This is a genomic window from Bacillus sp. 204(2023), assembly GCF_037027505.1.
GTDB classification, from domain to species: Bacteria; Bacillota; Bacilli; order Bacillales; family Bacillaceae; genus Bacillus; species Bacillus subtilis.
In genome coordinates, this window is sequence record NZ_JAXCHE010000009.1 from 52,834 (window position 1) to 67,901 (window position 15,068).

At 43.4% G+C, this 15,068-nt stretch carries 13 protein-coding genes; 8 read left to right on the forward strand and 5 right to left on the reverse strand.

Annotated features, from left to right (window positions below; translation table 11 throughout):
* Nucleotides 1–25 precede the first annotated feature (25 nt).
* The 5 genes from glpD to yhdA all read left to right on the forward strand — a co-directional run bounded on the left by glpD (nt 26) and on the right by yhdA (nt 6,023).
* Entirely contained in the window at nt 26–1,693 is a 1,668-nt protein-coding gene (gene glpD, locus WA279_RS17025) for a glycerol-3-phosphate dehydrogenase (RefSeq protein ID WP_336156090.1), read from the forward strand.
* A gap of 131 nt (nt 1,694–1,824) precedes the next feature.
* Complete coding sequence (gene pgcA, locus WA279_RS17030; protein ID WP_336156092.1) at nt 1,825–3,570, forward strand: phosphoglucomutase; 1,746 nt, start codon at nt 1,825–1,827, stop codon at nt 3,568–3,570.
* Nucleotides 3,571–3,718: 148 nt separating this feature from the next.
* Complete coding sequence (gene yhcY, locus WA279_RS17035; protein WP_336156093.1) at nt 3,719–4,858, forward strand: two-component system sensor histidine kinase YhcY; 1,140 nt, start codon at nt 3,719–3,721, stop codon at nt 4,856–4,858.
* Entirely contained in the window at nt 4,855–5,502 is a 648-nt protein-coding gene (yhcZ, locus tag WA279_RS17040) for a two-component system response regulator YhcZ (protein WP_038428674.1), read from the forward strand. The genes yhcY and yhcZ overlap by 4 nt, the downstream gene beginning before the upstream one ends.
* On the forward strand, nt 5,499–6,023 hold the full coding sequence (gene yhdA, locus WA279_RS17045; RefSeq protein ID WP_029726342.1) for an FMN-dependent NADPH-azoreductase: 525 nt from the start codon (nt 5,499–5,501) through the stop codon (nt 6,021–6,023). Before yhcZ ends, yhdA begins: the two co-directional genes overlap by 4 nt.
* 14 nt (nt 6,024–6,037) lie before the next feature.
* On the opposite strand, the gene WA279_RS17050 is transcribed toward yhdA, so the two are convergent.
* Nucleotides 6,038–6,280 carry a YhdB family protein gene (locus WA279_RS17050; protein ID WP_003233373.1) on the reverse strand — a complete coding sequence of 81 codons (243 nt, stop codon included), beginning with the start codon at nt 6,278–6,280 and terminating at the stop codon, nt 6,038–6,040.
* Nucleotides 6,281–6,480: 200 nt separating this feature from the next.
* Between WA279_RS17050 and WA279_RS17055 the strand changes: the two genes are divergently transcribed.
* Nucleotides 6,481–6,804: a YqzG/YhdC family protein gene (locus tag WA279_RS17055; protein WP_014476269.1), complete on the forward strand. Its 324-nt coding sequence runs from the start codon at nt 6,481–6,483 to the stop codon at nt 6,802–6,804.
* A gap of 41 nt (nt 6,805–6,845) precedes the next feature.
* Here WA279_RS17055 and lytF read toward each other — a convergent pair whose 3' ends face one another.
* From lytF to WA279_RS17070, 3 genes are all read right to left on the reverse strand, one after another.
* Nucleotides 6,846–8,306: a peptidoglycan endopeptidase LytF gene (lytF, locus tag WA279_RS17060; protein ID WP_038829247.1), complete on the reverse strand. Its 1,461-nt coding sequence runs from the start codon at nt 8,304–8,306 to the stop codon at nt 6,846–6,848.
* Nucleotides 8,307–8,458: 152 nt separating this feature from the next.
* Nucleotides 8,459–8,899 carry a nitric oxide-sensing transcriptional repressor NsrR gene (gene nsrR / locus WA279_RS17065; protein WP_014479293.1) on the reverse strand — a complete coding sequence of 147 codons (441 nt, stop codon included), beginning with the start codon at nt 8,897–8,899 and terminating at the stop codon, nt 8,459–8,461.
* A 106-nt stretch (nt 8,900–9,005) separates the two neighbouring features.
* A complete protein-coding gene (locus WA279_RS17070; protein ID WP_442894668.1) occupies nt 9,006–10,532 on the reverse strand; it encodes a mechanosensitive ion channel in 1,527 nt (508 codons plus the stop codon).
* Nucleotides 10,533–10,694: 162 nt separating this feature from the next.
* Between WA279_RS17070 and spoVR the strand changes: the two genes are divergently transcribed.
* A complete protein-coding gene (spoVR, locus tag WA279_RS17075; protein ID WP_014479295.1) occupies nt 10,695–12,101 on the forward strand; it encodes a stage V sporulation protein SpoVR in 1,407 nt (468 codons plus the stop codon).
* A 29-nt stretch (nt 12,102–12,130) separates the two neighbouring features.
* Here the strand turns inward: spoVR and phoA are convergent, their stop codons facing one another.
* Nucleotides 12,131–13,516 (reverse strand): alkaline phosphatase PhoA, encoded by a 1,386-nt coding sequence (gene phoA / locus WA279_RS17080; RefSeq protein ID WP_336156098.1) that lies wholly within the window; start codon nt 13,514–13,516, stop codon nt 12,131–12,133.
* A 529-nt stretch (nt 13,517–14,045) separates the two neighbouring features.
* Between phoA and lytE the strand changes: the two genes are divergently transcribed.
* Entirely contained in the window at nt 14,046–15,050 is a 1,005-nt protein-coding gene (gene lytE, locus WA279_RS17085; RefSeq protein ID WP_251188503.1) for a peptidoglycan endopeptidase LytE, read from the forward strand.
* The last annotated feature ends 18 nt before the right edge of the window (nt 15,051–15,068 follow it).

The following is a 15,068-nucleotide window of genomic DNA, read 5'->3' on the forward strand; positions in this document are numbered from 1 at the left end:
ACCGTGACAACAAGGAGGAAACGTAATGATGAAACATCAATTTTCAAGTCTTGAAAGAGATCGCATGCTGACAGACATGACGAAAAAAACATATGACCTATTTATTATCGGAGGAGGAATTACAGGAGCCGGAACAGCTCTTGACGCGGCATCAAGGGGGATGAAGGTCGCACTAAGCGAAATGCAGGACTTTGCGGCGGGAACATCAAGCCGATCAACGAAGTTGGTACATGGCGGCTTGCGCTATTTAAAACAATTTGAAGTGAAAATGGTCGCTGAGGTAGGAAAAGAGCGGGCGATTGTGTATGAAAACGGCCCTCATGTAACTACACCGGAATGGATGCTGCTTCCGTTTCATAAAGGCGGCACATTCGGTTCATTTACAACATCTATCGGGTTAAGAGTTTATGACTTCCTTGCAGGTGTGAAAAAGTCAGAACGAAGAAGCATGCTTTCAGCAAAAGAAACGCTGCAAAAAGAGCCTTTGGTAAAAAAAGACGGCTTAAAAGGCGGCGGGTACTATGTGGAATACCGCACTGACGATGCGAGACTGACCATCGAAGTCATGAAGGAAGCGGTGAAATTCGGGGCAGAGCCTGTGAATTACTCCAAAGTGAAGGAGCTTCTTTACGAAAAAGGCAAAGCCGTCGGCGTATTAATTGAAGATGTGCTGACAAAGAAAGAATATAAAGTGTATGCGAAAAAAATTGTCAATGCTACAGGCCCTTGGGTCGATCAGCTCAGAGAAAAAGACCATTCGAAAAACGGAAAGCATTTGCAGCATACAAAAGGCATTCACCTTGTATTTGACCAGTCTGTCTTTCCGCTGAAACAGGCTGTATATTTCGATACACCTGATGGACGGATGGTATTTGCGATTCCTCGTGAAGGCAAAACATACGTTGGAACAACAGACACTGTTTACAAAGAGGCGCTGGAGCATCCGCGGATGACAACGGAGGATCGTGATTATGTCATCAATTCAATCAATTACATGTTCCCGGAACTGAATATCACTGCGAATGACATCGAATCCAGCTGGGCGGGGCTGCGTCCGCTGATTCATGAAGAAGGCAAAGATCCTTCTGAAATTTCACGGAAAGACGAGATTTGGACATCTGACTCAGGCCTGATCACCATTGCCGGCGGAAAACTGACTGGATACAGAAAAATGGCGGAGCACATCGTTGATCTTGTCAGTGATCGCTTAAAAGAAGAAGGCGAAAAGGATTTTGGACCATGTAAAACGAAAAACATGCCAATCTCTGGCGGGCACGTCGGCGGTTCGAAAAATCTTATGTCCTTCGTTACCGTGAAAACAAAAGAAGGAATTGCAGCCGGTTTATCAGAAAAAGACGCAAAACAGCTGGCGATCAGATACGGCTCTAACGTAGATCGCGTCTTTGACCGGGTAGAAGCGCTGAAAGATGAGGCCGCGAAACGCAACATTCCGGTTCATATTCTTGCTGAGGCAGAATACAGTATAGAAGAAGAGATGACTGCAACCCCTGCTGACTTCTTTGTCCGCAGAACGGGACGTTTATTTTTTGATATCAATTGGGTAAGAACATATAAAGATGCCGTTATTGATTTTATGAGCGAGCGATTCCAATGGGATGAGCAGGCGAAAAACAAACATACAGAAAACCTCAACAAGCTTTTACACGATGCGGTCGTACCGCTTGAGCAATAAATCATAACGGGCTGTCTGCAGCCCGTTATTTCTTTTTACGTGCCGAAAGGGCCAGATCTCAGGTTATCAAGTGACAGAGGCACCCGCTTCATATAAAATAATGGCATAAGCTGATACATAGGAGGACGAATATGACTTGGAGAAAGAGCTATGAACGCTGGCAACAGACAGAACATTTAGATCCGGAATTAAAAGAGCGCCTTATTGAATTAGAGGGGGATGAACAGGCCCTTGAGGACTGTTTCTATAAAGACCTTGAATTCGGTACCGGCGGAATGCGCGGGGAAATCGGCGTCGGGACAAATCGGATGAATATTTACACTGTGCGCAAAGCATCGGCCGGGTTTGCGGCATACATCTCGAAGCAAGGAGAGGAAGCGAAAAAACGGGGCGTTGTCATTGCTTATGATTCCCGCCATAAATCTCCGGAGTTCGCGATGGAAGCGGCAAAAACACTTGCGACACAAGGCATTCAAACATACGTGTTTGATGAGCTTCGCCCGACGCCAGAGCTGTCATTCGCTGTCAGACAGCTGAACGCTTATGGGGGAATAGTGGTAACGGCAAGCCATAACCCGCCTGAATATAACGGCTACAAAGTATACGGGGATGATGGCGGCCAGCTGCCTCCAAAGGAAGCGGACATCGTCATTGAGCAGGTAAACGCGATTGAAAATGAGCTGACGATCACAGTGGACGAAGAAAATAAGTTAAAAGAAAAAGGCTTAATCAAAATCATCGGTGAAGACATTGATAAAGTTTATACAGAAAAACTGACGTCGATTTCTGTACATCCTGAATTATCGGAAGAAGTAGATGTAAAGGTTGTTTTCACACCGCTGCATGGAACTGCAAATAAACCGGTCAGACGCGGTCTTGAAGCACTCGGCTACAAAAATGTAACGGTTGTCAAAGAACAGGAACTGCCGGATTCAAACTTCTCCACTGTTACATCGCCGAACCCGGAAGAGCATGCGGCATTCGAATATGCCATTAAGCTTGGGGAGGAGCAGAATGCAGATATTCTCATCGCGACAGACCCTGATGCTGACCGCCTCGGCATCGCGGTGAAAAACGATCAAGGCAAATATACAGTGCTGACAGGAAACCAAACCGGAGCGCTGCTGCTTCATTACCTGCTTTCTGAAAAGAAAAAACAAGGCATCCTGCCTGATAACGGTGTTGTTCTCAAAACGATCGTCACAAGCGAAATCGGCCGTGCTGTAGCTTCTTCATTCGGCCTTGATACGATTGATACGCTGACAGGCTTTAAGTTTATCGGTGAAAAGATTAAGGAATACGAGGCATCAGGTCAGTATACCTTCCAATTCGGTTATGAAGAGAGCTACGGTTATTTAATCGGGGATTTTGCCCGCGATAAGGACGCCATTCAGGCTGCGCTTTTGGCAGTTGAAGTTTGCGCGTTCTATAAAAAACAGGGAATGTCATTGTATGAGGCGCTCATCAATCTCTTTAACGAATATGGTTTTTATCGTGAAGGGCTGAAATCCCTGACGCTGAAAGGCAAACAAGGAGCAGAGCAAATTGAAGCGATTCTTGCTTCCTTCAGACAAAATCCGCCGCAGAAAATGGCGGGCAAACAGGTTGTCACAGCAGAAGATTACGCTGTAAGCAAACGGACGCTTCTGACTGAAAACAAAGAAGAAGCTATCGACTTGCCAAAATCAAATGTACTGAAATACTTCCTGGAAGACGGGTCTTGGTTCTGTCTTCGTCCTTCTGGAACTGAGCCGAAGGTGAAATTTTATTTCGCCGTAAAAGGGTCATCTTTGGAAGACAGTGAAAAGCGACTTGCCGTCCTTTCTGAAGATGTAATGAAGACGGTTGATGAAATTGTTGAGTCGACGGCAAAATAATTCAAGTATGAGCTGGGTCATTGTAAATGATCCAGCTTTTTCTTTTTCTCATCCAAAAGTCTGAAAGAAAATCATCCCATCAGTGAAGTAATGAAATACAAAAAACTGGTATAATCTTAAATACAAGATCAATGCCGGAGTGAGAAACGTGAGCAAAACGGGGATGGAAAAATTAAAAACGCTGAAAACGATTGCGGAAACCTTAAATCAAGGGCACGATATCAAAGCAACACTGGATGAGGTTTTAAAAGAGTTGCTGAGTCTGACAAACCTTCAATCCGGATGGATTTTTCTGATCGAAGAAGATGGGTCTTATACGTTAGCGGCCGACGCTTATCTGCCCCCGGCTTTAAGCCGCAAGGAAAAAGTGCTGATGTGCGAAGGGGAGTGTTACTGCCTGACGAAATTCAATAACGGAGGGCTTAGAAAGGCTGCAAATATCATGAACTGCAAACGCATCGAATCAGCAGAAAAACTGCATTGTTTTGACACAGAAGGAATTACGCATCATGCAACTGTGCCTTTAGAAGACGGGGACAGAAGATTCGGATTGTTAAATGTAGCGGGGGCCGGAAAAACCATGTTTGATGAGGAAGAGCTGCATTTACTCGAGTCTGTCGCCTTTCAGATCGGAACGGCAATCCAGCGTATGAGGCTTTCTGAATATCAACAAAAAAATGCTCTTTTAATGGAGCGTAACCGCCTCGCTCAGGAGCTTCACGATTCAGTCAATCAAATGCTGTTTTCCGTCAGTTTAACTGCCAAAGCTGCGAAGACACTAACAAAAGATGAAAATTTACAGCAGATGATTGATTTCATCCAAAACCTATCACAGGACGCGCTCGCAGAAATGAAAGCGTTAATTTGGCAGCTTCGCCCCGGAGGATTGGAAAAAGGGCTGGCTGAAGCCATTAAAAGCTATGGTGCGCTCATTGGATTGAAGATCATTTTTACACAAAAAGGCTGTCCTGTTCTGACTGATGAGCAGGAGCATATGCTATGGCGTGTCGTACAGGAAGCTTTAAATAACTGCAAAAAGCATGCCGGAACGGATACGGCGTATGTTAGTCTGACTGCTTCTTTGTGCCATGCGGAGCTGGATATCATCGATCATGGGGCAGGATTTCGCTATGAAGCGCATGCCGATCTGCCTTCACTTGGCATCAAGGGTATGAAAGAACGAGCGGAAAAAGCCGGAGCTAAGTTTTGGATTGAGTCAGCGCTTGGAACTGGAACAAAGCTGTCCATCAGGCTTCCGCTAACAAGCCGAAAAGGAGGGGCGGTATGAAAATTGTCATTGCTGATGATCATCATGTTGTCAGAAAGGGTCTGCGTTTTTTCTTTGCCACCCAGGATGATATTGAAGTTGTCGGAGAAGCTGCAACTGGAATAGAAGCTCTCCGTGTCATCGAAGAGACAAAGCCGGATCTTGTGCTAATGGATCTGTCTATGCCCGAGATGGACGGCATTCAAGCCATTAAAAAAGCAATACAGCAATTTCCGGAGACGAATATCATTGTGCTGACGAGCTACTCTGATCAGGAGCACGTCATCCCCGCGCTTCAGGCAGGCGCGAAGGCGTATCAATTAAAGGATACGGAGCCCGAGGAATTGGTGAAAACACTAAGACAAGTGCATGCTGGCGAATACAAGCTTTCTACAGCTATTATGCCCCATGTGCTGACACATATGAAAAATCAGCACGACCCGGAAAAAGAAAAATACTATCAATTAACAAGAAGGGAAAAAGACGTTCTGACTGAAATAGCGAACGGGAAAAGCAATAAAGAAATCGCAGCATCCTTGTTTATTTCAGAAAAAACAGTAAAAACCCATGTATCGAATCTTTTAGCAAAACTTGAAGTGGCCGATCGCACGCAAGCAGCGCTTTTCGCAGTGAAATATAATCTGAATGGAGAGATCTTAAAATGAACATGTTAGTCATAAATGGCACGCCAAGAAAACATGGCAGAACAAGAATTGCAGCATCCTATATTGCAGCTCTGTATCACACGGATTTGATTGATCTAAGCGAGTTTGTATTGCCCGTTTTTAACGGTGAAGCGGAACAATCTGAACTGTTGAAAGTACAGGAGCTTAAGCAACGCGTTACGAAAGCGGATGCGATTGTATTATTATCGCCTGAATATCACAGCGGCATGAGCGGCGCTTTAAAAAATGCATTGGATTTTCTAAGCAGCGAACAATTCAAATATAAGCCCGTTGCATTATTGGCAGTAGCGGGAGGCGGAAAAGGCGGCATCAATGCGCTGAACAATATGAGAACTGTGATGCGGGGTGTCTACGCCAATGTCATTCCGAAGCAGCTGGTGCTTGATCCGGTGCATATTGATGTTGAAAATGCTACAGTGGCTGAAAACATTAAGGAAAGCTTAAAAGAGCTTGTCGAAGAACTCAGCATGTTCGCAAAAGCAGGAAATCCCGGCGTCTAAGCGCCGGGATTTGTTTATGTGAGAAGGGCTATTTGATCTTCATAAGTCAGCTCTGTGGCATGATCAATATAACGGAGAAGGGAATACAGCATCTTTTCTAAAACGGCGTAATCCTGTTCAAAATGATACGCATGCAGAAAATGCTCAATTCGTTTTGACAACAAATCGTCCTCTGTACGCACCATTAAAATTAATAAATTATCCCATTGAGAACGATGGGTGTAATAAAGCGCTTTATCGTAATCGGCATAATCCATGAATCGCTTCTCCTTTCTTGGGTGAGAAGTTCATGATTAGTTTATGCCGCATCCTCTGTTATTGACGGGGCAAAACTTGGCGTCTGCGGTAGTAAAGGGGTAGCAATATGAGGGAGACATAAAATCAAAATGCCTGAATGAAGATATCGCTTTTGGTAAACCTATGAGGGAATATATTCTGGGTACAGGAGACTGAAAAAATGAAATCCCTGCCGTATACCATCGCGCTTCTTTTTTGCGGATTGATTATCGTGTCAATGGCTGCAAAAGGTCATTCAACGGACACAAACGAGTCCGTTCAAAAGTGGGAACAGCTTGCCTGGAGCAAAATTCAGGATGAATATAAGGGCGCTTCATTTTCTGATTATGCTTATATGGGGCGTACAGAGGTGAATGATCAGCAGACGAAAGATGTCTTTCGGGTGACAGTCAGACAGAAAGATGACACTTTTTCTGTTCGGGCCGAAGTCTATTTTCATCCGGTGACAAATCATATGATCAGCATCAACGTCTTTAGGCTCTAATAAAAAACTGTACAGCCGTTAAGGCCGCACAGTTTCTGTTTTTAGAAATATCGTTTTGCACCGAGATAGCGCTGTTTCCAGTAAGAGTTGTTCATATTGGAAATGACAACTCCGGAATCGTTGGCATTTATGAATTCCCCGTTGCCTAGGTAAATTCCAACGTGGGAAGGGCCGGCTTTATATGTTGTAAAGAAAACGAAATCTCCGACAGCAGGCTGGCTAACTGATTTCATTGTGTTCCAATATCCCGCTGCCGTTAATCTAGATACGGATGTGACTTTGTTCAGTACATAGTAAATGAATCCGCTGCAGTCAAACCCGGACGGTGTCGTGCCTCCCCAGCGATACGGAACCCCAAGCTGCGCTTTAGCGGCCGAAATCATTGTGTTAATCTTCGCACTCGTTGAGCTGGTGGTGTTTGAAGAACCGGATGAAGACGATGATGAAGCTTTTCCGGAAATGACCAGCTTTTGGCCAACCTGCAAGACATCCGTTTTTAAATTGTTTTTCTCACGAATCTGCTGAGCTGTTACATTAAATTTTTGAGCAATCACCCATAAGGAATCACCGCTTTTCACCGTGTATGTAGTCGTCGTGCCGGAGCTTGCATTTGACGAAGAAGACGACGATGATGAAGAGCCTGAAGATGCTTTACCTGTCAGCTTCAATACTTGTCCAACGTAAAGCACATCTGATTTCAGATTGTTGATATTTCGGATTTGCTGTACAGTCAGGTTATAGTTATTTGCGATTTTCCAAAGTGAATCACCGCTTTTAACGGTATATTTAGTTGTTGCTGAAGTTTGGTTCGATTTGGATGAATTGTCTTTAGAAGACGTATCAGAGCCGCTTGATTTTGTTTTCAACACCTGATTCACGTAAATGGTGTCTGATTTTAAGTTGTTCAAGACCTTCAATTCAGCGATGGACATATTGACTTTGTTTGCAATTTTCCAAAGTGAATCTCCAAGCTGCACCTTATATGTTCCCGTAGAAGATGAAGAACTTGAACTCTTATTAGAACTGCTTTTTGAACTGGAGCTTGAACTCTTATTGGAACTGCTTTTTGTACTGGAACTTGAAGAAACAGTACCGGACACCTTTAATTTCTGCCCAGCACGAATTAAATCGCTGCTTAGTCCGTTTAATTTTTTCAGTTCCTGCACCGTCATTTTAAACTCATTTGCGATCAGCCAAAGTGAATCTCCGCTTTTCACTGTGTAAACAGAACTTCCGCTCTTCTTGGTTGTTGAGCTTGAAGTAGATGAAGAAGTGCTGGATTTGCTGCCTGGAATAGTAAGCGTCTGGCCGATCGACAGAACAGTAGTCGAAAGATGATTGGCGGATGTGAGGGCCGCCACACTTGTGTTATAGGTTTGGGCCAGTTTCCATAAAGAATCTCCGCTTTTGACCTTGATCGTTGCTGCTTCAGCTGGTGTCACTACTAAAGTTGTGCCGACAATCGCAGATGCTGTCAGCCCTGCTGCTAATTTCTTTTTCATCTTAGCTCTCCTTTTTCCCCCAATGATTTTGCATTTGCTGTTTCTTTTTTATATCGGCACATTTGTCTCATCGTTTTGCCTTTTTATAAAAATAGCCAAATTATCTTAACAATAAGGGGGAAAAAGGGCATAAAAAAAGAAGGAATCTTGATCTATTCCTTCATTTTTAAAAGCTTCATGATATCTTCTTTGTTTTTGACGAGGTCGCGCAGTGTGTATTTGTCTAAAACTGCGAGGTAGGCCAAAAGCGCTTCATTCAGCACATGTTTTAAGCCGCAAACCGGGGAAATAACGCAGAGATTCTTGTTCGCATCAAAACATTCAACAATATTAAAATCGTCCTCCGTTTTTCTGACAACCTCACCGATGTTGATGTCTTCAGGTTCCATGCCTAATCGTATGCCGCCGCCCCGTCCGCGTATCGTTTCTACGTAGCCGAGCTGGCCGAGCCTGTATATGACTTTCATGAGATGATTTTTTGAAATAGAATACGTTTCGGCAATCTGTTTTATATTTGAAAGTTCTCCGGGACGCTCTGCAGCCAGAAAAATCAACACTCTTAATGAATAATCTGTATAATTGGTTAACTTCATAATAAGACCTCAGAATAAGACATTTTCTATATCTTATCATAATCGATTGAAAAATGAAAAAAAAGGAATTAAAAAACATGCACCCAGCTGGGTGCATGTTTTTTGCTTACATGTCATTCGGCGGATTTTGGTTTTTACGGTTTTTTTCGATTTCTGTGTTTTGCATTTTGCGTTCAAATGTAGACAGATAACGTGATGCAAAATCCTTACCGCCAAGGCCGAAGGATAAACCAAAAGCGAGTGCGAAGCCGCTAAGTACGATGATGAACGCGGAATTGACGATTGTCGCAGCGACACCAAGCTGATCCAGGGCCATAAAGAAAGCAAGTGCGATAATCGTATATTTAGCAATAGGCGCTAAAGACTTGAATTCCTGGCCTTTTATCATGCTTGAGAGCACTTTTCTCACCAATTCTCCTGCGTAAAGGCCGAGTCCGAGAATGAATACGGCGACAAGGACATTCGGCAGATACGCGATGATGCCGGTGGCAATTTCTACGAGGAAGTGCAGCCGAACAATTTGAAGCGCCTCAGCTGTAAAGAGCAGAATGACAATGATTTGCGCAATCATACCGACAACTTGAGACAAGGACAGCTTTGCAGGCGTTCCGGCTTCCATGCCCATTTTCCCTAAGACAGAATCAAAGCCTGCGCGATGGAGCAGTCCGGACACCATGGATTTCACCCATTTTCCTGTCCAGATACCCGCTAAAACAAGCACGATGGCAATCATGATGTTCGGAAGCATGTTTAAAATCGTATTCAGCATAGAGACAGCTGGTTTTGAAATGCCAGCGACATCCAGCTGATCAAGCGCTGAAATGACCACCGGAATCATAATCAGCACATAAGCGATTGTTCCGATGACTGCTGAAAGGCTTGTGTCTTTTAAGTAAATTGATAAACCCATACGTGCCGCGAATCTTTCCGTGCCGATGCTTGCAAGGAAATTCGTAATGATATCACGGACAAGGCGGGCAACAAGCCAGCCGATTAATACGATAAGCGCCGCTGCAAATAATTTCGGCAGAAAAGCGAGCACGCTTTCCATCATATTTGTAAAAGGACCTGAAATGCCGCTGATTTTCAAAGAAGATAAGACCCCTGGCAGAAAAACAAGCAGCACGAGATAAAAGACAATTTGTGAAGCGGTATTGACAGCCTGGTGAATATCTTTTCCTTCAGACACCAAATTCCACTTGCGCAGTTTGTCACTCGTGTTCAGCTTCATCCCGATTTTTTTGACAAGGAAGCTCAAAACAGAGGCTGCAGCCCATCCTAACAGCAGAATGAGTCCAGCTTTCAGCACGCTTGGGATCGCGGCTGCAATCGCCGAAAGCATACTGACAAACGGCGATGCCACTGTTGTCAGGTGCAAAATGTTAAAGAATAAAATAAAGACGATGATCAGTGCGATAAAATAAACGACCTTGCTTATGACTTTTTCCGAGGAATAGCGTGAAGGCTTTTTCCCAGCAAAGAGCTTGTCGTCGATTTTTGTTTTGCTGAGTCCTTTGTATACCGCTTTTTCAATGATTTTAGCAATAGCCCAGCCGATTAATAAGACGAGTAAAGCAATGATTACGTTTGGCAGCTTACTGAGATAAGAAGAAAGCACGTCTGCTACATTCAATTGGTATCGCTCCTTTTTCGTAGTATGGTGTGTGTTTACCCACTGATCCAATAAGCAAACAGATGAATGTGCCGGGGGAATTTTTTCTTGCCCGAGTGAGACTATCATCTTTTGTATGGTGGGCTCATACATTATAGATAAGTCCAAGTAGGGGGGATTCGGTTGAACGCGGAGGAGAAGAAGGGATTACAGCGGGCAATTGAGGAAATTACCGAAATTGCAAAAGGATTCGGCCTTGATTTCTACCCGATGAGATATGAAATCTGCCCGGCTGAAATTATTTATACATTTGGCGCGTACGGGATGCCGACAAGATTCAGCCACTGGAGCTTCGGCAAGCAGTTTCATAAGATGAAGCTGCACTATGATCTAGGGTTAAGTAAGATCTATGAGCTGGTCATTAACTCAGATCCATGCTACGCTTTTTTGCTGGACAGCAACTCACTGATCCAAAATAAATTGATTGTCGCACACGTTCTTGCCCATTGCGATTTCTTCAAAAACAACTGCCGTTTCCAAAACACGAAGCGCGATATGGTGGAAAGCATGGCGGCAACAGCTGAACGGATAAAACACTATGAACAGGTTCACGGGATTAAAGAAGTCGAATCTTTTTTAGATGCGATCCTTTCGATTCAGGAGCATATCGATCCGTCGTTGGTCCGACCAAAGCTCCAATGGAGTGTGGATGATGAGGAAGAGGAGATTGAAGAGGCAGCCACGCCTTACGATGATCTATGGTCTTTGGATGAAAAGAAACCGAAAAAACAAGTGAAAAAATCGAAAAAACCGTTCCCGCCGCGGCCTGAAAAAGATATCCTGCTTTTTATCGAGGAGCATTCCCGGGAGCTGGAGCCATGGCAGCGTGATATATTAACGATGATGAGAGAGGAAATGCTTTATTTCTGGCCTCAGCTGGAAACCAAGATTATGAATGAGGGCTGGGCTTCCTATTGGCACCAGCGAATTATACGTGAGCTTGATTTAACCTCTGATGAAGCGATCGAGTTCGCCAAGCTGAATGCAGGTGTCGTTCAGCCGTCCAAAACAGGTATTAATCCTTATTATTTAGGGCTAAAAATATTTGAAGACATTGAGGAGAGGTACAACAACCCGACGGAGGAAATGAAGAAAATGGGCGTGCAGCCTGACTCCGGCCGGGAGAAAATGTTTGAGGTCAGGGAGATTGAATCTGATATCTCTTTCATCCGCAATTATTTAACCAAAGAATTAGTCATGCGCGAGGATCTTTATTTGTTTCAAAAACAGGGCCGAGATTATAAAATCATCGATAAACAGTGGAAGTCGGTGCGCGACCAGCTCGTAAGCATGCGGGTAAATGGCGGTTTTCCATATTTGACAGTAAACGACGGCGATTATATGAAAAATAACGAACTCTATATTAAGCATTGGTATGAGGGTATAGAGTTAGATTTGAAATATTTGGAGAAAGTGCTCCCTTATTTATTCCAGCTTTGGGGAAGAAGCGTGCACATTGAGTCTGTGCTTGAGGATAAGGAAGTCATGTTTTCGTACGACGGAAAAGGTGTTCACCGCAGATATTTATAAAAAAGAGGATGCAGCGTTCTGCATCCTTTTTATTTTCCAGTTTTTAAAATCTTAAATATGATGTTTGCCTGGTCCGTATTGTTAATCAATCCGCGGAATTTTTCTTTTCCGGGGCCGTACGCGTATACCGGTACTTCTTCGCCGGTATGATCGGTACTCGTCCATCCGCTGTTGGAGCGAGTATTAAAAATCTTGATGATGGCTTTGTAGGCCCCTTTGCTTTTGTCAGCCTGTGCAGCTGCTTCAACGCTTTTGATTTCTTCAGATGTGACTTTCAGATTGCCATAGCGGGCGAGCACATCTTTAACCGGCTTGCCTTCACTGATTTTTTTGGCCATGAATTCAGGTGTTTTCTTAGCGGAGAGAATCGGTTCTGCGTGCCAATTCTTTTCCCCGTTTGCGCCAATGGTAAAGCCGCCGGTTGTATGGTCAGCAGCTGCAATCACAAGTGTATGTTTGTCTTTTTTCGCAAATTCAATCGCGGCTTTATAGGCCTGTTCAAAATCTTTAACCTCGCTCATAGCTCCTACTGTATCATTGTCATGGGCCGCCCAGTCAATCTGGCTCCCTTCGACCATCAAGAAAAATCCTTTTTTATTTTGGTTCAGGCGATCAATTGCTGAAACCGTCATGTCTTTGAGAGACGGTGTTTTACTGTCACGGTCGAGCGCTTTAGCAAGCCCTCCATCTGCGAAAAGCCCGAGCACCTGTTGATCTTTATTTTTTTTCAATGCTTGTTTCGTTGTCACATAGCTGTAGCCGGCTTGTTTGAATTCCTTTGTCAAGTTTCTGTCCTTGCGGTTAAAATAAGATTTTCCGCCGCCGAGCAGCACGTCTATTTTATGTTTGCCTTTTATTTTGTCATCCATATAGCTGTTGGCGATTTGGTCCATGTTTTTCCGTGATTCATTGTGGGCGCCATATGCGGCTGGAGTGGCGTGGTTAATTTCAGACGTGGCGACAAGCCCTGTTGACTTGCCTTGCTGCTTGGCCTCTTCAAGTACAGATTTCACTTTTTCCCCGTTTTTATCGACGCCAATTGCATTGTTATATGTCTTAACGCCTGTTGCTAATGCTGTTCCGGCTGCTGCTGAATCTGTAATATTATAGTCAGGGTCATCCGGATGCGTCATCATCATGCCTGTCAGGTTCCGGTCAAATTCTGTTAACTTCGGGTTATTCGGTGTGTCACCGTTATTTTTCATGGAACGGTAGGCTCTTATGTAAGGCGTCCCCATGCCGTCGCCTATCATCACAATGACATTTCTGATCTCAGCTTTGTCTTGTTTTTTGGCGCTGGCCTTTTCTGTTTGCTGCAGCTCAGCTCCGGCAAAGATTCCAGCTGTAAGGACAGAAACAGCGGCGATTGGCAGAAGTTTTGATTTCATATTTTGAAACAAACTCATTTTTTTCATGCCTCCTTTAATGTATTCCGTTTATCATATTAGGGAAATTTTGTTAAATGCGGCTGTTGATCATGTAAACAATAAGTAAAGCCTTGTAAGGAAATGAAAAAACGCTTTTCGTTATCTTTCCTTATTTGATGTAAAGCATTCATTTTTCAGAAAAATCTTTACCTCTCTGTCTTTGCATGATATGTTTGTTTAAATAAAAAAACTGCGGATAACCGCAGCTCTCCTCGAATATTCTTTATCACTCATTTTTCCGATATGTGAGCCGACCCCGAAAGTTTTTCATTTATTTCCTTTATGTTGAAAAACATCCCATAAAACATGACAAAAGCACTCGTTTTTTGTCACCTTTGCAACGAAAATGAAATATTTAATACCCTTAAAAACTTTTTTTTAGAACGAATAATTAAGAAATTTGTCACATGAAGTCAAGACTATTTCTGATGGGAATCTATCCTTATAATAGAAATCAATAAGATTAATTTAAAAAAAGAGATACATATATAGAGAGTTAACATTTGGGGAGGAAAATATGAAAAAGCAAATCATTACAGCTACGACAGCAGTTGTTTTAGGATCGACGTTATTTGCAGGAGCGGCATCTGCACAAAGCATTAAGGTGAAAAAAGGCGACACGTTATGGGATCTTTCAAGAAAATACGACACAACGATCAGTAAAATTAAATCAGAGAACCACCTTCGTACAGACATTATTTATGTGGGACAAACTTTATCGATTAACGGCAAATCTACAAGTTCAAAAAGCAGCAGCTCCTCTTCCTCTTCTTCTACATACAAAGTAAAGAGCGGGGACAGCCTTTGGAAAATTTCAAAAAAATACGGCATGACAATCAATGAACTGAAGAAGCTGAATGGCTTAAAATCAGATTTGCTTCGTGTTGGACAAGTCCTGAAACTGAAAGGTTCAACTAGTTCAAGCAGCTCCAGCTCATCAAAAGTGTCATCGTCTTCAACGTCTACTTATAAAGTGAAGAGCGGAGACAGCCTTTCTAAAATTGCGAGCAAATACGGCACTACGGTTAGCAAATTAAAAAGCTTAAACGGCTTAAAATCAGATGTAATCTATGTCAACCAAGTATTGAAGGTGAAAGGAACAAGCACAAGCAGCTCAAAACCTGCTTCATCTTCATCATCTTCAAGCAGCAAAACGTCATCTACATCACTTAATGTGAGCAAACTGGTTTCTGATGCAAAAGCGTTAGTCGGAACGCCATATAAATGGGGCGGAACGACAACTTCCGGCTTTGACTGCAGCGGATTCATTTGGTACGTACTGAATAAACAAACAAGTGTGGGTAGAACAAGCACTGCAGGATACTGGAGTTCTATGAAGAGCATTGCCAGCCCGTCTGTTGGTGATTTCGTCTTCTTCACAACATATAAATCCGGCCCTTCTCACATGGGGATTTACATTGGAAACAACAGTTTCATTCATGCAGGATCTGACGGCGTACAAATCAGCAGCCTGAACAACAGCTACTGGAAGCCTCGTTACCTCGGTGCGAAAAGATTCTAATTTTTAGAGAAAACCCGT